The following is a 19182-nucleotide window of genomic DNA, read 5'->3' as shown; positions in this document are numbered from 1 at the left end:
GGTCTCCAGAGTCTGAGCTTCGCGCCGGCGACGAGCAGGTAGGGCGGGTCGGACCGGCCGGTGGTACCTCACCCTCGCACGGAGTCGGCGGGGTGCCGAGGAGCCCGGAGCCGGGTCGACCAGACAGGCAGGAACCTGCCCGCTCCCCCGTGCCGCGTCAGTCGGGCGCGGTGCCGGCAGGGTCCTCGAGGGCCAACCGGTTCGCGCGTTGTGTCAATGAATCGTTTACCAGAGAGAAGGGGCGAGCCCGGCTCCCACCGGGACAGAGTCGGCCGCGTCAGCGCCGGTAGAACGGCAGCTCCGTCACGGTGTACGGCTGCCGCCGGCCCCGGACGTCCAGCTCGACCGCCGTACCGGGCGCGGCCAGCGCGGCGTCGACGTAGGCCAGCGCGATCGGGACTCCGAGCGTCGGCGACAGGACGCCGGAGGTCACCTCCCCCACCAGCGATCCGTCGGCGTCGAGGACCGCGGCGCCGGCCCGGCCCGCCCGGCGTCCCTCCCCCGTCAGCCCGACCAGGACCCGGGCCGGCTCGGACTCGGCCCGGGCGGCGAGCGCGTCGCGTCCGACGAACTCCTTGTCGAGCGCGACCACACGGCGCAGCCCGGCCGCGAACGGGTCGGTGTCGACCGTGAGCTCATGACCGTAGAGCGCCATCCCGGCCTCCAGGCGCAGCGTGTCCCGGCAGGCCAGCCCGGCCGGCTGGAGGTCGTGCGGCCGGCCGGCATCGAGCAGGACCCGCCAGAGCGCGGGTGCGTCGGCGCCGGGCACGTACAGCTCGAAGCCGTCCTCGCCCGTGTACCCGGTGCGCGCCAGCAGGATCTCGATCCCGGCCACGGCGGCCGGCGTGGCCGCGTAGTAGCGGAGCTCGTCGACGACGGCCGGGTCCGGGACGAGGCCGCGGACGATCTCGGCCGCCCGCGGGCCCTGGACGGCGACGAGCGCCGTGTCGGCCGACCGGTCACGGACCCGGACGTCGAAACCCTCGGCACGGCGGGCGAGCTCGGTGGCGTCGGCGCCGGCGTTGGCCGCGTTCACGACGACCAGGAACCGCTCCTCGGCGAGCCGGTACACGACGAGGTCGTCGAGCACGCCGCCGTCGGCGGCGCACAGCAGCGAGTACTTCGCCCGGCCGACACGCATCGCCGACATCGCCCCGGTGAGCGCGTGGTCGAGCGCGGCCCCCGCCTGCGGGCCCTCGAACTCGACCTCGCCCATGTGCGACAGGTCGAACAGCCCGGCCGCGGTCCGGACGGCGTGGTGCTCGGCGAGGTCGCTGCCGTAGCGAACGGGCATGCGCCAGCCGGCGAAGTCGGTGAACGTCGCCCCGAGCGCCTCGTGCTCGGCGTCGAGCGGGGTACGGACGAGATGATCGTGTGCGGCGGTCATGCGGAGCTCCGGTGGGTGGTGCGACGCGGGATCACACGGCGCGGGCGCGGACGGCGGCGCCGGGTCGTCGGCGCGCGGGGTCGGCGTGTCGCGGTCGGGGATTCGCGGTCGGGAGTTGGCGGTCAGGGGTGCGGGTGCCCCGGGTCGACCCACGGCACCTCGACGGGATCGGCGACGCCCTCGATGTCGAGGTTCACCACGACCGGCTCCTGCCCGCTGCGGGTGAGCACGCACTCGAGCGGCTCGTCGTCGAGCGCGTTGATCTCCTGGTGGGGCACGTACGGCGGCACGAAGATGAACGAGCCGGGACCCGCCTCCGCCGTGTACTCGAGGTTCTCCCCCCAGCGCATGCATGCCTTGCCCCGGATCACGTAGATGACGCTCTCCAGCTCACCGTGATGGTGCGCGCCGGTCTTGGCGCCCGCGTGGATGGTCACCGTGCCTGCCCACAGCTTCTGCGCGCCGACCCGGGCGTGGTCGATCGCCGCGGCCCGGTTCATGCCCGGGGTCTGCGGCGTGTTGGTGTCCAGCGCGTCGCCGGGGACGACCCGCACGCCGTCGGTGCGCCAGTCGTGGGAGTGCTCGTCGGCCGTGCTCATGCGGAGGAGCCTAGTGACGCGGCCGGTCACCACGCACCGGCCGGAGCGGGAGCGCCGGGGACGCGGCCCCCCGGCGCTCCGGTCCACGGTCGACGGGTCACCGCACGGGTTCGCCGGGCCGGACGGCCGTCGCAAGGCTCAGGCCGAAGCGGTCGAGCGGATCGGCCCACCAGCGGGTCAGCTCGAAGCCCGCGCCGGCCAGCATCTCCCGGACCCCGTTGCGGCGGAACTTCGCCGAGACCTCGGTGCACAGCTCCTCGCCCTCGGCGAAGCGCACCGTGAGACCGAGCTCGCGGACGTGCACCGTCATCGCCCGCTGCGCCCGCAGCCGCATCTCGATCCACTCGTTCTCCGCGTCCCACAGGGCCACGTGGTCGAACGCCTCGGGCTCGAAGTCGGCCCCCAGCTCCCGGTTGAGCACGTGCAGGACGTTGCGGTTGAACTCCGCGGTGACGCCGGCGGCGTCGTCGTAGGCCGGGACGACGACCTCGGGTGCGACGACCAGCCCGGTCCCCAGCAGCAGCTGCTCCCCCGGCTCCAGCACCGACCGCACGTGCGCGAGGAACTGCGCCCGTGCCGCGGGCAGCAGGTTGCCGATCGTGCCGCCGAGGAACGCGATCATCCGGCGGCCACCGCCGGGCAACCGGCCGAGGTCGCGGGTGAAGTCGCCGACGACGCCCCGCAGCTCCAGTCCCGGGTACTCCTCGGTGAGCTGGTCGAGCGCGCCGCGCAGGGCCGCCTCGCTGACGTCCTGTGGGACGTAGCGGCGCAGCGTCCCGGCGCGGGCGAACGCGTCGAGCAGCAGCCGGGTCTTGGCCGACGAGCCCGACCCGAGCTCGACGATCGTGTCGGCGCCCGACGCCGCGGCGATCTCGTCGACGCTCGACTCCAGCAGGGCCCGCTCGGTGCGGGTCGGGTAGTACTCGGGCAGCTCGGTGATCCGCTCGAACAGCTCGCTGCCGCGGGCGTCGTAGAACCACTTGGGCGGCAGGACCTTCGGCTCGGACGTGAGGCCCCTGGTCACGTCGGCGCGCAGGGCGGCTGCGGCGTCGGCGTCGGTCAGGTGGACGTCGAGCTGGACGACAGACATCGGACTCCTATCCGATCACCGGCGACGGCCCGGATCCCGCCGTCGCCGACGTCGCGCCCACGGTCGTGAGCGCGTCGAGGTGGTACCGGCCCGGTACGGCCCGTACGAGGTGCCGGTCGGGCACGGGGGCCCAGCCGGGGAGGTCGTCGAACGGCTCGGAGACGACGGTGACCGCGGCCGCGGCGGTCCCCGCGGCGGGCAGCACGCGCACGGACAGCGCGTGGTCCCACGCGGTCGCCCAGATCGCCGAGCCGTCGGTGAGCAGGAGGTTGAGCCGCGACCCAGGGGCGACGGCCGCGATCTCGGCGACGGTGGCGGCCAGCGCGTCGCCCGGGTCACGGCCCGCACGCAGCCGGTCGCGCACCAGCGCCCAGAGCAGGGCCGAGTCGGTGGGCGCGTCGAGGGTGAGCAGGTCGGTGACCGGAAGCCGTGCCGCGACGCCCGCCACCGACGCGGGCCATCCGCGGACGACACCGTTGTGGCTGAACAGCCAGCGACCCTCCGTGAACGGTGCCGCCGCGGTGCTCACCACCGGCATGCCCGTCGTCGCGGACCGCACGGCGGCCAGCACCGCGGCCGAACGCGTCGCCCCGGCCAGCGCGGCGAACGACGTGTCCGACCACATCGGCCGGTCGCTGCGGTAGCGGACCGGCGGCGCCCCCGAACCCGGGTACCAGCCGGCCCCGAACCCGTCGGCGTTGACGGTGCCGCCGCCACGCATGTCGCGCGGCGCCCACGACTGCCGCAGCAGCGCGTGCGACGGCTCCGTGAGCAGTGTCGACAGCGTCACCGGCGGGCCGAGGTACGCGAGATGGCGGCACACGCCGTCATCGACCCCCGGTCGGCACGCCGGACGACTCCGCCGCCTCGGCCGCCGACGCGTCGCGCGCGCAGCGGAACCCGGAGAAGATCTGGCGGCGGATCGGGTGGTCCCAGTTGCGGAACGTCGCCCGGACCGCCGACGGGTCCGTGCCGAACGACCCGCCGCGCAGCACCTTGTAGTCGCCGCCGAAGAACACCTGCGAGTACTCGGGGTACGGGAACATCTCGAATCCCGGGTAGGGCTCCCAGCCGCTGTCGCACCACTCCCAGACGTCGCCCAGCATCTGATGCACGCCCAGCGCCGACACCCCTGCCGGGTAGGCGCCGAGCGGCGCCGGCTGCAGGTGCCGCTGCCCGAGGTTGGCGTGGCCGGCACCGGGCTCCTCGTCGCCCCACGGGTAGCGCCGGGAGCGCCCGGTGGCGGGGTCGTGGCGGGCCGCCTTCTCCCATTCCGCCTCCGTGGGCAGGCGCTTGCCCACCCAGGCGGCGTAGGCCGCGGCCTCGTGGAAGCAGACGTGCACGACGGGCTCGTCGGCCGGCACCGGCTCGACGACGCCGAACCGGCGCCGCCACCACGTTCCCGACGCGTCGCGCTCCCAGAACTGCGGCGCCCGCAGGTCCGCCTCGACCCGGTGTGCCCAACCGCGTGCGCTCCACCAGCGCGGGTCGTCGTACCCGCCGGCCTCGACGAACGCGGTGTACTCGGCGTTGGTGACCGGGTAGGTGTCGATGACGAACGCCGGCAGGTCGACGGTGTGCGCGGGCCGCTCGTTGTCGAGCGCCCACGGTTCGGTCGACGTGCCCTGCACGAACGGGCCCGCCGGGACGAGGACCTCGCGCGCCCCGAGCCGCGCCGGGCCCGGGCCGGGCGGCGGGGGCTCGGCGTGCAGCACGGGCGCGCCCGCGCGCAGCTGGTGGGTGGCGAGCATGGTCTCGTCGTGCTGCTGCTCGTGCTGGACGATCATCCCGAACGCGAAACCGTGCTCGACGAGCCGGTGCCCGCGCAGCGGGGTCGATCCGAGCGCGTCGAGCGCCTTGTCGCGCACCTCGGCGACGTAGGCCCGCGCCTCCGGCGGGGTGAGCAGCGGCAGGTCCACGCGGCTCGCGCGGCTGTGCTGGAACGCGTCGTAGAGCCCGTCGATCTCCGGGCGCAGCGGCTCGCGGCCGCCGACGTCGCGGACCAGCCAGAGCTCCTCCTGGCTGCCGATGTGCGCGAGGTCCCAGACCAGCGGCGACATCAGCGGTGAGTGCTGCGCGACGAGGTCGGCCTCGTCGACGGCGTCGGTGAGCGCGATGCTGCGCGTGCGGGAGCGCTCGAGCAGCCGCACCACCCGGTCGCGGACGGCCGCCTCGCTCTCGATCGCGTCGCCGTCGGGCGCAGCGGGATCGGTGACGGTCGGCACCTCGGTCACGACGGGTCTCCTTCCGGGACGGCGGTGGACAGGGCGGCCGGCGCCACCACGCTGGTGAGCAGCGGCCACCCGTCACCGGTGTCGACGACGGGTTGCGGGCGCAGCCGTTCCTCGTCGAGCAGGTCGTCGGCCGGGCACCGGCCCCGCAGGACACGTCGCGCGGTCATGTCCTCGAGCGCGGTCACGACGTCGGCCGGGGCGCCCACCTCGCGCGCCGCGGCGCAGGCGAGCTCGAACACGGACCCGGCCGCCGCGGCCAACGCCGGGTCGGCGAGGGCACAGCGGGCCGCCTCGATCCAGCGGTCGGCGACGGGCCGGCTCAGCTCGAGCGCGCGCTCGGTGACCTCGCGCCGCGACAGCAGGGCGACCAGCACGGCGATGGGCAGGGCCCAGCCGGAACCGGCCTGCCCGTCGACGTAGCGGACCTCGAGGAAGCCGTGCGCCCGCACCGGCGGGAACAGCGTCGACACGTGGTAGTCGAGATCGGCCGTCGTCGGCGCGGTGGGCAACGCGCCCGCGATCCAGTCGGCGAACGTGACGCCGGGCGGCGCGTCCCACGGCCCGTCGTCGCGGCGCACGCACAGCAGCGGGGTGCCGAGAACCCGGGCGGCCCAGTCGGTGACCGGGTCGGCCGAGCGCGGGCGAGGCGGGGTCGTCCGCGTCGGGTCGGCGGAGAGCCAGCAGGCCATCCGCGACGACTTCCAGCCGGTCCGGCGCCCCGCGAGCACGGGCGAGTTCGCGAAGGCCGCCAGCAGCACCGGTCCGAGAGCGTGCAGGGCCTCCCAGCGCAGCGGCAGGTCGGCGGCCGTCCCGACGTCGAGACACACCTGGACGGCCGTCGTCGAGCACATCCCGCTGCGGCCGTGCGGACCGCGGCGGTCGAAGGCGCGTTCCATCGCGGCGTAGCGCGGATGGTCGAGGATCCGCGTCGGCGGCCGGAGCGGGTCGGTGGCCCGCGGCTGGACGACGAGACCGCAGGCCGCGAGGCGGCGGTGGAGCTCCGCGGCGTCGGCGGCGGTGACGCGGACGAGCGAGTCCAGATCGGCGAGCGGCGGGCTGGCCAGCTCGACCTGGCCGCCGGGCTCGACCGTCACGGTCGATCCGTGCGGGAGCGGTTGGGCCGGGGAGGACGGGACGAGGGTGGTGGGGGCGTGCGGGCCGAGGGCCGAAGCCAGGCGCGCGCGGTCCGGCGGTGCCCCGGGGGCGGTGCCGGAGTGGACGAGCCATTCGAGCTCGACACCCTGCAGCCGCGGTGGGCCGTGCTTGAAACATACCGACGCCACGTACGCCTCCGCCTCCGACAGGCTGCGAAGCTGCCGCGCCGCCGCCGGCGTGTGCGACGGCGAGGACGCCGCGACTTCCACCTCGTGGACCACGGCGGAAACGGTACCCGCGGGGACCGACAGTTGCAGATGACCGAACAATGACGATCATGTGGCCGGCATCGGCTCCCCTGCAATCCGTACGTACGGAATACTGGAGGCGTGCCCCGCGTCAGCTCCGACCAGCTCGAGGCGCGCCGCCGTCAGATCCTCGACGGGGCGCGCGAGTGCTTCGCCCGCCACGGCTACGAGGGGGCGACGGTCCGGCGGCTGGAGCAGACGACCGGGCTCTCGCGTGGCGCGATCTTCCACTACTTCCGCGACAAGCAGGCGTTGTTCCTCGCGATCGCCGAGCAGGACGCCCGCGTGATGGCGGCGGTGGTGGCCGAGCAGGGGCTCGTGCAGGTCATGCGGGAGCTGCTGTCCTCGCCCGACAGCCGCCCTGCCGGCTGGACGGGGACATATCTCGAGATGGCCCGCAAGGCGCGCACCGACGAGGCGTTCCGCGGGCACTGGCAGGCCTACTCCGCCGAGCTCACGACGGCGACCCGCAACCGGCTGGAGCGCCAGGCCGCGTCCGGTGCGCTGCGCGCGGACGTCGACCTCACCGTGCTCACCCAGTACCTGGAGCTCGTGCTCGAGGGCCTGGTGTCGCACCTGGCGATGGGCCTGCCGGCCGGTCATCTCGCGAGCGTGCTCGACGTCGTCGAGCAGTCGGTGCGCCGCACCACCGCTCCGGTGGACGGCGCGGGCGCGGTGGGCTGAGCCGCCGCGCCGTCCGGCCGCGGCGCCGCCCGCTGCGGGACGAGGCCGGACGAGCCGCCCCACCCGATCGGCGGTGCTGTCACGGACCGGTCACGGCGGGTTGACCCGGGTCACTCCGGCTGCGAACGTGAGCACCGTCCGTTGGGTGCAACGGCGCACCCGGTGGGCGCGAATCAGGCCGCGGCAGGCTGCCGGCCCACCTCGTCGGCGATCCGGGTCGCCGCGCGCTCGTCGGCGCGCCGTCCCCATCGGCTCGTGCACACCACCCCGAGGACGGCGACGGCGATCCCGCACACCGTCACCACGACCCACGCCGTGTGGCTCGCCTCCGCCAGCCCGACCGCGCCGGGGCCCGTCGTCCGCGAGGTGACGATCGCGCCCAGCACCGCTACACCCAGCGCCGATCCGACCTGCCGGCACGTCGAGGCGACCGCGGCCGCCACCCCGGCCTGGCTGACCGGCATCCCGGAGACGGTGGCGTTGGTGATCGGGGCGTTGACCATGCCCGAGCCGATCCCGAACACGACGTAGGCGACCAGCAGCAGGCCCAGCGACGTCGTCTCGGTCAGCCCCGTCAGCAGCGCGCCGCCGGTGGCGAGCCCGAGACCGCCCACGATCAGCGGAATCCGCGGGCCCCGGGTGCCGACCAGCCGTGCCGACAGTGGTGGCAGCAGCGCGACCGCGGCGGCCATGGGCAACGTCAGGAGCCCCGCGTGCAGGGCGCTGTAGCCGCGGGTCGTCTGCAGGTAGAGGGCGTTGAGGAAGAGGAACCCGGCCAGCGCGGCGAACGCGGCGATCGCGATGACGGTGGCCGCGCTGAACGAGACGCTGCGGAAGAACCGCGGATCGAGCAGCGGCTCGCGGCGGCGCAGCTCGACGGGCACGAGCACCGCCAGCGCGACGACCGCGACCGCGGCGGACCCGAGGATCCACGGCGACCCGATGCCACGCACCGGCGCCTCGATGATCGCGAAGGTGACGCCTGCGAGCAGCAGGACGACCAGCACCTGGCCGATCGGGTCGATGCGGCGCGGTCGCTCGGCCCGCGACTCGGGCACGAACCGCGCCGCGAGCACGACGACGACCAGCGTCACCGGCACGTTCACCCAGAAGATCGACCGCCATCCGACGGCGTCGACGAGCACCCCGCCCAGCAGTGGGCCGAGCGCCATGCTGATCCCGGCGACGCTCCCCCACGCCCCGATCGCCTTGGCCCGGGCCCGCCGTTCGGTGAAGACGTTCGTGATGATCGACATGGCGACGGGGTTGAGCATGGAGCCGCCGACGGCCTGCAGCATCCGGAAGGCGATGAGCGACCCGGTGTTCGGGGCGAGGCTGCACAGCAGCGAACCGAGACCGAACAGCATCAGACCGGTCTGGAACACCCGACGACGGCCGATCCGGTCCCCGGTCGAGCCCGCGAGCATGAGCAGGCTCGCCAGCACGAGCAGGTACGCGTCGACGACCCACTGCAGACTGCTCACCGAGGAGCCCAGATCGCGCGAGATGGCCGGCAGCGCGACGTTGACGATCGTGTTGTCGAGGCTGACGACGAAGAGACTGGAACAGCAGATCGCGAGGATCACCGAGCGCGTCCGCGCCGTCATCTCCGGCATCCCGCTCCGTTCGTCGTGGCGTACCGAACAGTTAGCACGCTACAACTAATTGGCGACCGGATCCCGGCCGGGACGACGAGATCGTCGACACGCTGCGGCCCCCGCGGACCGCGCTACCGCCCCTGGACACCGACGGCGGCGAGGGACGGCGACGGTCGGGCTCGCGCCGGCCCGTCGCCACTCACGACCGTGTCGCCGACAGCCACCGGGTGCCGCGACGCCACGCTCCCGGCCGCGACGCCACGCCCGATGTCAGTCGCCGGCGGCCAGGGCCCGCAGCCGGCGCAGCTGGGCGGCCCGCTCCGCGGCGAGCGCCCCGGCGGGATCGACGCCGTCGGCCACCCCGGCCAGCAGGGCGAGCGTCTCCCGGGCGGCGCCCGCGGGTGCGGACGTGAGGGCGGTGACCGCGGTGTCGGTCGCCGCGTCGAGCTGGTCGACGGGGACGACCTGCTGCACCAGGCCGATGGCCAGGGCCTCCTCCGCGCCGATCCGCCTGCCCGTGAGGCAGATGTCCACGGCCCGCGCGTACCCGACCGCGCGGACCAGCGGGAACGTCCCGCCCAGGTCTGGCACGATGCCCAGCGCCGGCTCGGCCATGCAGAACTGCGCGTCCTCCGCCGCGATCCGGATGTCGCAGGCGAGTGCGAGCTGGAAGCCGCCGCCGATGGCGTGCCCCTGCACGGCCGCGACGGTCACCCGCGCCGGGTCGCGCAGCCACACGAACCCGGCCTGGAACGCGGCGATGGCCTCGTCGCCGTCGGCGTCGGAGAGGCCGGCGATCGTGCCGACGCCGGGGTGGCCGTCGATCCCCTCGGGGGTGAACATCCGCCTGTCGAGCCCGGCGGAGAATGCCCGCCCGGCCCCGCGCACGACGACCGCGCGCACCTCCGCGGGCAGGCCCTCACCGATGGCGGCGAGGGCCTGCCACGTGTCCGGGGTCTGCGCGTTGAGCCGGTCCGGCCGGTCGAGGGTCACCGTCGCCCGCACGCCGTCGACCGTGAGGACGACCCCGCCACGCGACAGCAGGTCCGCGTCGACCGCGGGAGCCGGTCCGTCGGTCACAGGGTCCACCGAGTGCGCAGAGGTCACCGAGTCCGCCTTTCGTCCAGGGCGGGCGGGCCGAGCGCCCGTCCCGGTGGCCGACGCTACCCGGTCGTCTCCGGGTGCCCCGGCGGTGCGCGTCGGACCAGGACGCGCTGCAGGGGCGGGTCGAACCGCGGGCCCGCGTCGCGGGCCGGTACCACCTACTTCTTCTTGGTGCGGGTCGCCCCGCCACGGCCGCGCAGCGTCACACCGGTCTCGCTCAGCACCCGGTGCACGAAGCCGTAGGACCGTCCCGTCTGCTCGGCCAGGGCCCGGATGCTCGCCCCCTTCTCGTACTTCTTCTTCAGGTCGGTCGCGAGTTTGTCCCGTTGTGCGCCGGTGATCCGGGCGCCCTTCTTCAGGTCGGCCACGTCATTGACCTCCTCTGCCCCGCCGCGGGCCGTCCGCGGCCCCCGAGCCCCGCTCGGCTCGCGGTGCGGCAATGATCGACCACGGGGTAGGAACGTGCCAGATGATCGACTCGATGATCGGTGAACGGTTCCCCCGAACGGATCACGCGGATGGGTGATCATCGCGGTCGGTGGCGATCGGACGCGGTCATCCGGGTGTCGCGGTCCCGAACGACCACGGACGGGGGCTCGCGAGGGTCAGGCGAGCTGGACCAGCTCGAGGTAGTCCGCCGACCACAGGTCCTCGGTTCCGTCCGGCAGCACGATCACCTTGTCGGGGTCGAGCGCCTCCACCGCGCCGGGGTCGTGCGTCACGAGGACGACGGCGCCCGCGAACCGGCGCAGCGCGTCGAGCACCTGCTCGCGGCTGGCCGGGTCGAGGTTGTTGGTCGGTTCGTCGAGCAGCAGCACATTGGCCGAGCTCGACACGAGGCCGGCGAGGGCCAGCCTGGTCCGCTCGCCGCCCGACAGCGTCCCCGCCCGCTGCTCGAGCTGTTCGCCGGAGAACATGAACGTGCCCAGCACCGTACGCAGCTGCTGCTCGGGGGTGTCGGGTGACGCGTGCCGGATGTTCTCCCAGACCGTCGCGTCCATGTCGAGGGTGTCGTGCTCCTGCGCGAAGTAGCCGGTGCGCAACCCGTGCCCCGGGACGACCTGCCCGGCGTCGGGGACCTCGGTCCCGGCGAGCAGCCGCAGCAGCGTCGTCTTGCCCGCACCGTTGAGGCCGAGCACGACGACCTTGGCCCCGCGGTCCACCGCGAGGTCGACGCCGGTGAACACCTCGAGCGACCCGAACGCCTTCGACAGCCCCTCCGCCGTGATCGGGGTCCGCCCGCACGGCGCGGGGTCGGGGAACCGGATCTTCGCGACCCGGTCGTTCTTCCGCTCGGGTTCGAGCCCGGCGAGCAGCTCGTCGGCGCGGCGGGCCATGTTCTTGGCCGCGACGGCCTTCGTCGCCTTGGCGCCCATCTTGAGCGCCTGGGTGTGCAGTGCCGCGGCCTTCTTCTCGGCGTTGGCGCGCTCGCGGCGGCGGCGCTTCTCGTCGGTGGCGCGCGCGTCGAGGTAGCGCTTCCAGTCCATGTTGTAGACGTCGACCTCGCCGCGGGTGGCGTCGAGGAACCACACCTTGTTGACGACGGCGGCCAGCAGGTCGGTGTCGTGGCTGATCACGACCAGCCCGCCGTCGTGCGCGGACAGGAACTGCCGCAGCCAGGTGATCGAGTCGGCGTCGAGGTGGTTGGTCGGCTCGTCGAGCAGCAGCGTCGTACCGCTGGGGGCACCGCCCCCGTCGGTCGCGGCGAACAGGATCCGGGCGAGCTCGACGCGGCGGCGCTGCCCGCCGGAGAGGGTGGCGATCGGCTGGCCGAGCACGCGTTCGGGCAGCCCGAGGTGGGCGCAGATCCGGGCCGCCTCGCTCTCGGCGGCGTACCCGCCGAGCGCGGCGAACCGCTCCTCGATGCGGCCGTACTCGCGGACGGCCTTGTCGTTCTGCGCGCCGTCGACCAGCTCGGCCATCGCGGTCTGCGCCTTCTCCATGCGGCGCAGCAGCTCGTCGAGGCCCTTCGCGGAGAGCACCCGGTCCTTCGCCGTGACCCGCAGGTCGCCCTCGCGCGGGTCCTGCGGCAGGTAGCCCACCGGGCTGTTGGCCCCGACGGTGCCGCCGTAGGGCTCGGACTCCCCTGCCAGCACCCGCATCGACGTGGTCTTGCCGGCGCCGTTGCGCCCGACGAGACCGATGCGGTCGCCCGGCTGGACGCGCAGCGTCGCCCCGGACAGCAGGATCCGGGACCCGGCACGCAGTTCCATGTCGGTGGCGGTGATCACGAAGGAGGCTCCAGAATCCGGGGGACGGTCGCGGGAATGCGGCACGGCGGTCGACGACGACGGGCGCTACCCGATCCGGATCACGACGTCCAGGGTACCGGCCGTGTCGCCCCGGTTTCCCGCCGCGTCGGCGCGGGGTCGGCCACATCACGCCGTGGACCCGGTCACCCTGGTTAGGGTCACGACATGGACGAAGCCCTCGCCCCGGCGGCGACGACCCCCCAGGACCTCATCGGCCGTGCCGCGCTCGTGACGGGCGCGAGCCGGGGCATCGGGCTCGCGATCGCCGCCGAGCTGCTGGCCCGCGGCGCATCGGTCACGATCACGGCGCGCAAGGAGGCCGTGCTGGCCGAGGCGGCCGAGCACCTGCTCGGCGGGCCCGCCGGGGGCGACGCGTCGCGGGTGCTCACCGTGGCGGGCAACGCGGGCGACCCCGCGCACCGCGAGGAGGCCGTCACCCGGACCGCCGACACGTTCGGCCGGCTCGACGTGCTGGTCAACAACGCGGGCATCAACCCGATCTACGGGCCGCTGATGGACGCCGACCTCGACGCCGTCCGCAAGATCTTCGACGTCAACGTCGTCGCGGCGCTCGGCTACACGCAGCTCGCCCACAAGGCGTGGATGGCCGAGCACGGCGGCGCCGTCGTCAACCTCGCATCCGTCGGCGGGCTGCGCTCCACCGGCGCGATCGCCGCCTACGGCGCGTCCAAGGCCGCGCTCATCCGGCTCACCGCCGAGCTCGCCGCCGAGCTCGGCCCGGGGATCCGGGTCAACGCCGTCGCGCCCGCGGTCGTCAAGACCCGGTTCGCGACGGCGCTCTACGCCCACGACGAGGAGGGCGTCGCGTCGTCCTACCCGCTCAAGCGGCTCGGTGAGCCGCGTGACGTCGCTGCGCTCGTCGGGTTCCTCGTGTCGGACTCCGCGGCGTGGATCAGCGGTGAGACGGTGCTGGTCGACGGCGGTCTGCTCGCGGCCGGCGGGACGGGCTGACGCGGGCGTCCGGGACGGCCGGTCCGCGGCCCGTCGACGACGTCCTCGTCGTCGGGGCGGGCCCGGCCGGGCGTGCCGTCGCGGCCGCCTGTGCGGCCCTCGGCCTGCGCACGACGCTGCTCGACCCGGCGCCGCGGCGCCCGTGGCGCTCGACGTACGCGGCGTGGGCGAGCGAGCTGCCCGCGGACCTGCCCGACGCCGTCGTCGCGTCGAGGTCGCCGGGGCGGGCCGTCGCCCTCACCGAGCACCGGCTGGGCCAGGACTACGTCGTGCTCGGCACGCAGCCGCTGCGCGCCCACCTCGACGAGGCACTCGGTCGGGGCGGGGCGCGGGTCGTCGCGGGCCGGGCGGTGGCGATCCCCTCGCCGCACCGGGTGGTGCTCGACGGCGGCGGGTCGCTCACCGCGCGGGTCGTCGTCGACGCCGGCGGCCACCGACGCCCCCTCGGGACGACGGACTGGCGCCGGCCGGCGGCCGCGGAACAGACCGCGCACGGGGTCGTCGTGCCCGCCGAGGTCGCGCTGCCGCTGGTGGGGCCCGGGGAGGCCCTGTTCATGGACTGGCGCCCCGACCACGGCGAGGACGGCTGGCCCACGTTCCTCTACGGCGTCGCGCTGGGCGACGGCACGGTGCTGCTGGAGGAGACCTCGCTCGCGCGCCGGCCCGGGCTCGCCCTGGAGGACCTGCGCAGACGGCTGCACGCGCGGCTGGCCCGGCACGGCGTCGCCGTGCCCGACGGTGCACGCGTCGAGCGGGTGCGGTTCCCCGTCGACACCCCTCGCCACGACCGCGACGGCGTACTCGGGTTCGGCGCGGCGGCCCCACTGGTCCACCCGGCCACCGGCTTCAGCGTCGCGACGGCGCTGGTGCTCGCGCCGCGGGTGGCCGGCGCGCTGGCCGCGGCGCTCGCCGAGGGCGACGACGGGGCCGACGCGGCGGCCCGGGTCGACCGGACGGTGCTCTGGACGCCGACCGCGCGGGCCGTGCACGCGCTGCGCCGGCGCGGGCTGGAGGCGTTGCTGCGCATGCCCGCGCGCGACGTACCCGCGTTCTTCGACACGTTCCTCGCACTGCCCGACCGGCACCGCCGGGCCTACCTCGGCGCCCGCGACGACCTGGGCGCCACGCTCGCGGCGATGACCGCGCTGTTCGGCCGCTCGGGCTGGCCGCTGCGCGGGCGGCTCGTCGGACCCGCGCTGCTGCCCGCGGCTCCCGCGCGGGACCCCGAAGCGGGTGACGACCGCGCGCCGGGTGCCCGCGGCCGACGCTACCGACGGTAGCCTCCGAACACGGACAGCGAGAGTCGCACCGTCCGCGGCATCGGAGGACCCATGCCCGCCTACAAGACCATCGTCGTCGGCACCGACGGGTCGGCGACCTCGTTCGCCGCCGTCGAGCGGGCCGCGTCCGTCGCCGCGGACAGCGGGGCGAAGCTCGTCGTCGTGTCGGCGTTCACCCCGTCCGACCCGGGTGACACCGCGGGCGCGGAGGACGCGCTCAAGGGCGAGGCCCACCTCGTTCGGGGTTGGACGCCCGCGGAGGAGGCGCTGCGCGAGGCGGCCGACCGGGCGCGCGCGGCCGGCGCGGGTGAGGTGTCGACCCACGCCGTGGACGGCGCGCCGGTCGAGGTGCTGCGCGCGGCGGTCCGCGACCACGGGGCCGACCTGCTCGTCGTCGGCAACCGCGGGCTGAACACGCTGTCCGGCAGGCTGCTCGGGTCGGTCCCGTCGGACGCGGCGCGCCGCGCGGGCGTCGACGTGCTGATCGTCCACACCACCTGAGCGACCCGTGCCAGACGGCCCGGAGCCCGGCCTCGCCGAGGCCGTGCTGGGTGGTGCCCGCACCCTCACCCGTCCGCAGGTGATCGCCGCCGCGGGGATCGACCCCGAGGAGGGCGAGCGCCTGTGGCGCGCGCTCGGCTTCCCCGAGCCCGCCGACGACGACGTGCTGTTCACCGACCGCGACGTCGAGGCCGTCCGGGTCATGCAGCAGCTCGGCGACGCCGGGCTGCTGCCGCCGCGGGTGCGCGAGGCCGTCGCCAGGGCGGTCGCGCAGGACATGTCGCGGCTCGCGGAGTGGCAGGTCGGGATGCTGCGCACGGTGCTCGCCGGCCCGGCGGGCGAGCGCTCCCCCGCCGACCTGGCCGCGGCGCTCGTCCCGGAGCTCGGCCGGCTGCAGGACTACGTGTGGCGTCGTCATCTCGCCGCCGCGTTGGAGCGGGCGGCGCCCGGTGCCGCCGACAGCGACACCCGTCCGCTCGCCGTCGGCTTCGCCGACATGGTCGGCTTCACCCGCGCGACGCGCCGACGCAGCGCCGCCGAGCTCGACGACCTGCTCGAACGCTTCTCCGCCCGGACCGCCGGGGTGATCGCAGAGGGGCGCGGACGGATCGTGAAGACCGTCGGCGACGAGGTGCTCTTCGTCGCCGACGACGCCGCGACGGCCGCCGGGATCGCGCTGGCGCTCGACGAGCAGGTCGCCGCCGACGACCTGCTGCCGCCCCTGCGGATCGGGCTCGCCGCGGGCGAGGTGCTGGCGCGTTTCGGAGACGTGTTCGGTGAGCCGGTGAACATCGCCGCCCGGCTGACGGCGCAGGCGCGCCCGGGCACGGTGCTCGTCGACCGGGAGGTCGCGGCCGCGCTCGACGGTGACGAGCGCTTCCGGGTCCGGCGGCTGCGGTCACGATCGGTCCGCGGCTACCGGCACCTGCAGCTGCACGCCCTGAGCAGGGCGTGACGCGCTCGTGAGTGGCGGTGGTCGCCATGGCGACAGTCACCGTGGCGACCATCGCCACTCACGGGTCAGACCCGGAAGCCCAGCGCGCGCAGCTGCTCGCGGCCGTCCTCGGTGATCTTCTCCGGGCCCCACGGCGGCATCCAGACCCAGTTGATCCGGATGTCGTCGACCAGGCCGCCCGACGGACCGCCGGTGAGCGCGGCGCGGGTCTGCTCCTCGATGACGTCGGTCAGCGGGCAGGCCGCCGACGTCAGCGTCATGTCGATCACCGCGGTCTTCTCCTCGACCGCGAGCCCGTACACCAGGCCCAGGTCGACGACGTTGATCCCCAGCTCGGGGTCGACGACGTCGCGCATGGCCTCCTCGATGTCCTCGAGCGACGCGTCACCCGGTGCGCCCTCGCCCGCGGCGGCAGGGGGCTCGGGCATGCCGGCCGCGCCGCGCACGACCTCGTCGGCCGCCGGCTCCGCCGCGGCTGTGTCGGCGGGCCGCTCCGCCGCGGCTGTGTCGGCGGGCCGCTCCGCCGCGGCTGCGGCCTCGTTCGCCGTCTCGCTCATGCGGTGGCTCCCTTCCCGTCCTGCACCCGTACGACGGCGTCCTTGAACGCCATCCACCCCAGCAGCGCGCACTTGACGCGCGCCGGGTACTTCGCCACCCCGGCGAACGCGACCGCGTCGCCGAGGACGTCCTCGTCGGGTTCGACCTTGCCCCGGCCCTGGGCCATCTCCTGGAACGCCGCGAGGATCCTGATCGCCTCGTCGACGGTCTGGCCGACCACGAGGTCGGTCAGCACCGACGCCGAGGCCTGGCTGATGGAGCAGCCCAGCGTCTCGTGGGAGACGTCGAGGACCTTCTCACCGGCGTCGTCGAGCTTGACGCGCAGCGTGATCTCGTCGCCGCACGTCGGGTTGATCTGCTGGGACTCCGCGTCGAACGGGTCCTTCAGCCCGGAGCCGTGCGGCGACCGGTAGTGGTCCAGGATGATCTCCTGGTACATCTGCTCGAGCTGCATCAGTCGCCCGTCCCCGCACCGGCCACGCCGAAGAACTCCTGCGCCGCCCGCACGCCCTCGGCGAGCTGGGCGACCTCGTCGACGGTGTTGTAGCAGTGGAACGACGCCCGGACCGTCGCCGCGACGCCGAACCTGCGGTGCAGCGGCCACGCGCAGTGGTGCCCGACGCGCACGGCGATGCCACGGTCGTCGAGGACCTGTCCGACATCGTGCGCGTGCACCCCGTCGACGACGAACGCGACCGTGCCGCCCCGGCTCTCCAGGGTCTCCGGCCCGATGATCCGCACGCCCGGCAGGGCCCGCAGCCCGTCGAGCGCGACCTGCGCCAGCTCCAGCTCGTGCGCGTGCAGGGCGTCCATGCCGATCGCCGACAGGTAGTCGACGGCCGCGCCCAGGCCCACGGCCTGCGACGTCATCGGCACGCCCGCCTCGAACCGCTGCGGCGGCGGCGCGTACGTCGAGCCCTCCATCCGGACCAGCTCGATCATCGACCCGCCCGTGAGGAAGGGCGGCATCGCCTCGAGCAGCTCGGTGCGACCGTAGAGCACGCCGACGCCGGAGGGCCCCAGCATCTTGTGCCCGGAGAACACCGCGAAGTCGACGTCGAGGGCCCGCAGGTCGACGGGCATGTGCGGGACGGACTGGCACGCGTCGAGGACGACGAGGGCCCCCACCGCGCGGGCCCGCCGCACCAGCTCGGCGACCGGCGCCACCGAGCCCAGCACGTTGGACTGGTGGGCGAACGCGACGACCTTCGTCCGCTCGGACAGCTCGAGCGAGTCGAGGTCGATGCGTCCGGAGTCGGTGACCTCGTACCAGCGCAGGGTAGCGCCGGTCCGCCGGCACAGCTCCTGCCAGGGGACGAGGTTCGCGTGGTGCTCCAGCTCCGTCACGACGATCTCGTCGCCGGGGCCGAGCGCGAACCGCTCGGACTCGGCGCCCAGCCCGGTGCGGACCGAGGAGTTGCTCATCGCGTAGGCGACGAGGTTGATCCCCTCGGTGGCGTTCTTGACGAAGACGAGCTCGTCGGGCTCGGCCCCGACGAACGCGGCGATCCGCGAGCGGGCCGACTCGTAGGCGTCGGTCGCCTCCTCGGCGAGCAGGTGCGCGCCGCGGTGCACCGCGGCGTTGTGCTGCTCCAGGAACTCACGCTCCGCGTCGAGCACCTGGCGCGGCCGCTGCGACGTCGCACCCGAGTCGAGGTAGACCAGCGGGCGGCCGTTGCGGACCGTCCGCGAGAGGATCGCGAAGTCCGGACGCAGGGCCGCCGGGTCGAGCCGGGTCAGGCCCGCGCCCGCCGGGGCCTGCACCGCGGTCACGAGGCGACCTCGACTCCCGCCGCCGCGCCGGTGAACTTCACGTAGCCGTTGGTCTCGAGCTCGTCGGCGAGCTCGGCGCCCCCGGACTCGACGATCCGGCCGCCGGCGAAGACGTGCACGACGTCGGGAGTGATGTGCTTGAGGATGCGGGTGTAGTGCGTGATCAGCAGCACCCCCACGTCGCCGGCCGCCTTGTAGCGGTTGACGCCCTCGGACACGACGCGCAGGGCGTCGACGTCCAGGCCCGAGTCGGTCTCGTCGAGGATCGCGACCTTCGGCTTGAGCAGCGACAGCTGCAGCACCTCGTGGCGCTTCTTCTCACCGCCGGAGAAGCCCTCGTTGACGCTGCGCTCGGCGAAGGTCTGGTCGATCTCCAGGGCGTCCATCGCGCCCTTGACCTCCTTGACCCAGGTGCGCAGCTTCGGCGCCTCGCCGCGCACCGCGGTGGCCGCGCTGCGCAGGAAGTTCGCCATCGACACGCCGGGGACCTCGACCGGGTACTGCATGGCGAGGAAGAGGCCCGCGCGGGCGCGCTCGTCGACCGACATCTCGAGCACGTTCTCGCCGTCGAGGAGGACCTCGCCGCCGGTGATCTCGTACTTCGGGTGCCCGGCGATGGCGTAGGCCAGCGTGGACTTGCCGGAGCCGTTGGGCCCCATGATCGCGTGGGTCTCGCCGGCGCGGACCGTGAGGTCGACGCCGCGCAGGATCTCCTTGGCGCCCGCGTCGGTGGTGACCGACGCGCGCAGGTCCTTGATCTCCAGAGTGGACATGGTGTTCTCGATGACTCCG

The 19182-nt window shown here is 74.6% G+C and carries 19 protein-coding genes; 5 read left to right on the top strand and 14 right to left on the bottom strand.

Going from position 1 to position 19182, the window contains the following annotated elements; translation table 11 throughout:
* Nucleotides 1–277: 277 nt before the first annotated feature.
* The 6 genes from gcvT to egtA all read right to left on the bottom strand — a co-directional run bounded on the left by gcvT (nt 278) and on the right by egtA (nt 6686).
* Nucleotides 278–1387 carry a glycine cleavage system aminomethyltransferase GcvT gene (gene gcvT / locus PSD17_RS19725; RefSeq protein ID WP_339124056.1) on the bottom strand — a complete coding sequence of 370 codons (1110 nt, stop codon included), beginning with the start codon at nt 1385–1387 and terminating at the stop codon, nt 278–280.
* A gap of 122 nt (nt 1388–1509) precedes the next feature.
* Nucleotides 1510–1986, bottom strand: a complete 477-nt coding sequence (locus PSD17_RS19720; RefSeq protein ID WP_339124055.1) for a cupin domain-containing protein — start codon at nt 1984–1986, stop codon at nt 1510–1512.
* A 97-nt stretch (nt 1987–2083) separates the two neighbouring features.
* Nucleotides 2084–3076, bottom strand: coding sequence for an L-histidine N(alpha)-methyltransferase (egtD, locus tag PSD17_RS19715; protein WP_339124054.1), 993 nt, complete (start codon nt 3074–3076; stop codon nt 2084–2086).
* 7 nt (nt 3077–3083) lie between these two features.
* Nucleotides 3084–3899: an ergothioneine biosynthesis protein EgtC gene (gene egtC, locus PSD17_RS19710; RefSeq protein WP_013675491.1), complete on the bottom strand. Its 816-nt coding sequence runs from the start codon at nt 3897–3899 to the stop codon at nt 3084–3086.
* Nucleotides 3900–3903: 4 nt separating this feature from the next.
* Nucleotides 3904–5310: an ergothioneine biosynthesis protein EgtB gene (egtB, locus tag PSD17_RS19705; protein WP_379653083.1), complete on the bottom strand. Its 1407-nt coding sequence runs from the start codon at nt 5308–5310 to the stop codon at nt 3904–3906.
* Nucleotides 5307–6686, bottom strand: coding sequence for an ergothioneine biosynthesis glutamate--cysteine ligase EgtA (gene egtA / locus PSD17_RS19700; RefSeq protein WP_339124053.1), 1380 nt, complete (start codon nt 6684–6686; stop codon nt 5307–5309). Before egtA ends, egtB begins: the two co-directional genes overlap by 4 nt.
* A 108-nt stretch (nt 6687–6794) precedes the next feature.
* On the opposite strand from egtA, the gene PSD17_RS19695 reads away from it, so the two are divergent.
* Nucleotides 6795–7397 carry a TetR/AcrR family transcriptional regulator gene (locus PSD17_RS19695; RefSeq protein WP_013675494.1) on the top strand — a complete coding sequence of 201 codons (603 nt, stop codon included), beginning with the start codon at nt 6795–6797 and terminating at the stop codon, nt 7395–7397.
* 173 nt (nt 7398–7570) lie between these two features.
* Here PSD17_RS19695 and PSD17_RS19690 read toward each other — a convergent pair whose 3' ends face one another.
* The 4 genes from PSD17_RS19690 to PSD17_RS19675 form a co-directional block, all read right to left on the bottom strand.
* A complete protein-coding gene (locus PSD17_RS19690; RefSeq protein ID WP_339124052.1) occupies nt 7571–9013 on the bottom strand; it encodes an MFS transporter in 1443 nt (480 codons plus the stop codon).
* Nucleotides 9014–9265: 252 nt separating this feature from the next.
* Nucleotides 9266–10075, bottom strand: a complete 810-nt coding sequence (locus PSD17_RS19685) for an enoyl-CoA hydratase/isomerase family protein (RefSeq protein WP_041759757.1) — start codon at nt 10073–10075, stop codon at nt 9266–9268.
* Between the two features lie 182 nt (nt 10076–10257).
* Nucleotides 10258–10467, bottom strand: a complete 210-nt coding sequence (locus PSD17_RS19680) for a helix-turn-helix domain-containing protein (protein WP_013675497.1) — start codon at nt 10465–10467, stop codon at nt 10258–10260.
* A 237-nt stretch (nt 10468–10704) separates the two neighbouring features.
* Nucleotides 10705–12330 carry an ABC-F family ATP-binding cassette domain-containing protein gene (locus PSD17_RS19675; protein WP_103381980.1) on the bottom strand — a complete coding sequence of 542 codons (1626 nt, stop codon included), beginning with the start codon at nt 12328–12330 and terminating at the stop codon, nt 10705–10707.
* Nucleotides 12331–12516: 186 nt separating this feature from the next.
* Between PSD17_RS19675 and PSD17_RS19670 the strand changes: the two genes are divergently transcribed.
* From PSD17_RS19670 to PSD17_RS19655, 4 genes are read left to right on the top strand one after another with little or no spacing between them, the layout of a single operon-like run.
* Nucleotides 12517–13323, top strand: coding sequence for an SDR family oxidoreductase (locus PSD17_RS19670; protein ID WP_339124051.1), 807 nt, complete (start codon nt 12517–12519; stop codon nt 13321–13323).
* Nucleotides 13320–14603 (top strand): lycopene cyclase family protein, encoded by a 1284-nt coding sequence (locus PSD17_RS19665; protein ID WP_339124065.1) that lies wholly within the window; start codon nt 13320–13322, stop codon nt 14601–14603. The genes PSD17_RS19670 and PSD17_RS19665 overlap by 4 nt, the downstream gene beginning before the upstream one ends.
* Nucleotides 14604–14654: 51 nt before the next feature.
* A complete protein-coding gene (locus PSD17_RS19660; protein WP_013675500.1) occupies nt 14655–15104 on the top strand; it encodes a universal stress protein in 450 nt (149 codons plus the stop codon).
* A gap of 7 nt (nt 15105–15111) precedes the next feature.
* Entirely contained in the window at nt 15112–16059 is a 948-nt protein-coding gene (locus tag PSD17_RS19655) for an adenylate/guanylate cyclase domain-containing protein (RefSeq protein WP_013675501.1), read from the top strand.
* Between the two features lie 65 nt (nt 16060–16124).
* On the opposite strand, the gene PSD17_RS19650 is transcribed toward PSD17_RS19655, so the two are convergent.
* The 4 genes from PSD17_RS19650 to sufC form a co-directional block, all read right to left on the bottom strand.
* A complete protein-coding gene (locus PSD17_RS19650; protein ID WP_049803698.1) occupies nt 16125–16487 on the bottom strand; it encodes a metal-sulfur cluster assembly factor in 363 nt (120 codons plus the stop codon).
* Between the two features lie 125 nt (nt 16488–16612).
* Entirely contained in the window at nt 16613–17071 is a 459-nt protein-coding gene (gene sufU, locus PSD17_RS19645) for a Fe-S cluster assembly sulfur transfer protein SufU (RefSeq protein WP_339124050.1), read from the bottom strand.
* Nucleotides 17071–18390: a cysteine desulfurase gene (locus PSD17_RS19640; protein ID WP_013675504.1), complete on the bottom strand. Its 1320-nt coding sequence runs from the start codon at nt 18388–18390 to the stop codon at nt 17071–17073. Before PSD17_RS19640 ends, sufU begins: the two co-directional genes overlap by 1 nt.
* Nucleotides 18387–19163, bottom strand: coding sequence for a Fe-S cluster assembly ATPase SufC (gene sufC / locus PSD17_RS19635; RefSeq protein WP_013675505.1), 777 nt, complete (start codon nt 19161–19163; stop codon nt 18387–18389). The genes PSD17_RS19640 and sufC overlap by 4 nt, the downstream gene beginning before the upstream one ends.
* Nucleotides 19164–19182 lie beyond the last annotated feature (19 nt).

The sequence above is a fragment of the Pseudonocardia sp. D17 genome, from assembly GCF_036984265.1.
Lineage (GTDB): Bacteria > Actinomycetota > Actinomycetes > Mycobacteriales > Pseudonocardiaceae > Pseudonocardia > Pseudonocardia benzenivorans.
Note: the sequence above shows the minus strand (reverse complement) of the source record. Positions and strands in the feature narration are given on the sequence as shown.

What these genes read in the sequence shown, in the direction of transcription:
- PSD17_RS19660 (WP_013675500.1), top strand. Translation starts at nt 14,655, where the DNA reads ATGCCCGCCTACAAGACCATCGTCGTCGGCACCGACGGGTCGGCGACC.
- sufC (WP_013675505.1), bottom strand. Translation starts at nt 19,163, where the DNA reads ATGTCCACTCTGGAGATCAAGGACCTGCGCGCGTCGGTCACCACCGAC.
- egtD (WP_339124054.1), bottom strand. Translation starts at nt 3,076, where the DNA reads ATGTCTGTCGTCCAGCTCGACGTCCACCTGACCGACGCCGACGCCGCA.
- PSD17_RS19650 (WP_049803698.1), bottom strand. Translation starts at nt 16,487, where the DNA reads ATGCCCGAGCCCCCTGCCGCCGCGGGCGAGGGCGCACCGGGTGACGCG.
- PSD17_RS19720 (WP_339124055.1), bottom strand. Translation starts at nt 1,986, where the DNA reads ATGAGCACGGCCGACGAGCACTCCCACGACTGGCGCACCGACGGCGTG.
- PSD17_RS19670 (WP_339124051.1), top strand. Translation starts at nt 12,517, where the DNA reads ATGGACGAAGCCCTCGCCCCGGCGGCGACGACCCCCCAGGACCTCATC.
- sufU (WP_339124050.1), bottom strand. Translation starts at nt 17,071, where the DNA reads ATGCAGCTCGAGCAGATGTACCAGGAGATCATCCTGGACCACTACCGG.
- gcvT (WP_339124056.1), bottom strand. Translation starts at nt 1,387, where the DNA reads ATGACCGCCGCACACGATCATCTCGTCCGTACCCCGCTCGACGCCGAG.
- PSD17_RS19690 (WP_339124052.1), bottom strand. Translation starts at nt 9,013, where the DNA reads ATGCCGGAGATGACGGCGCGGACGCGCTCGGTGATCCTCGCGATCTGC.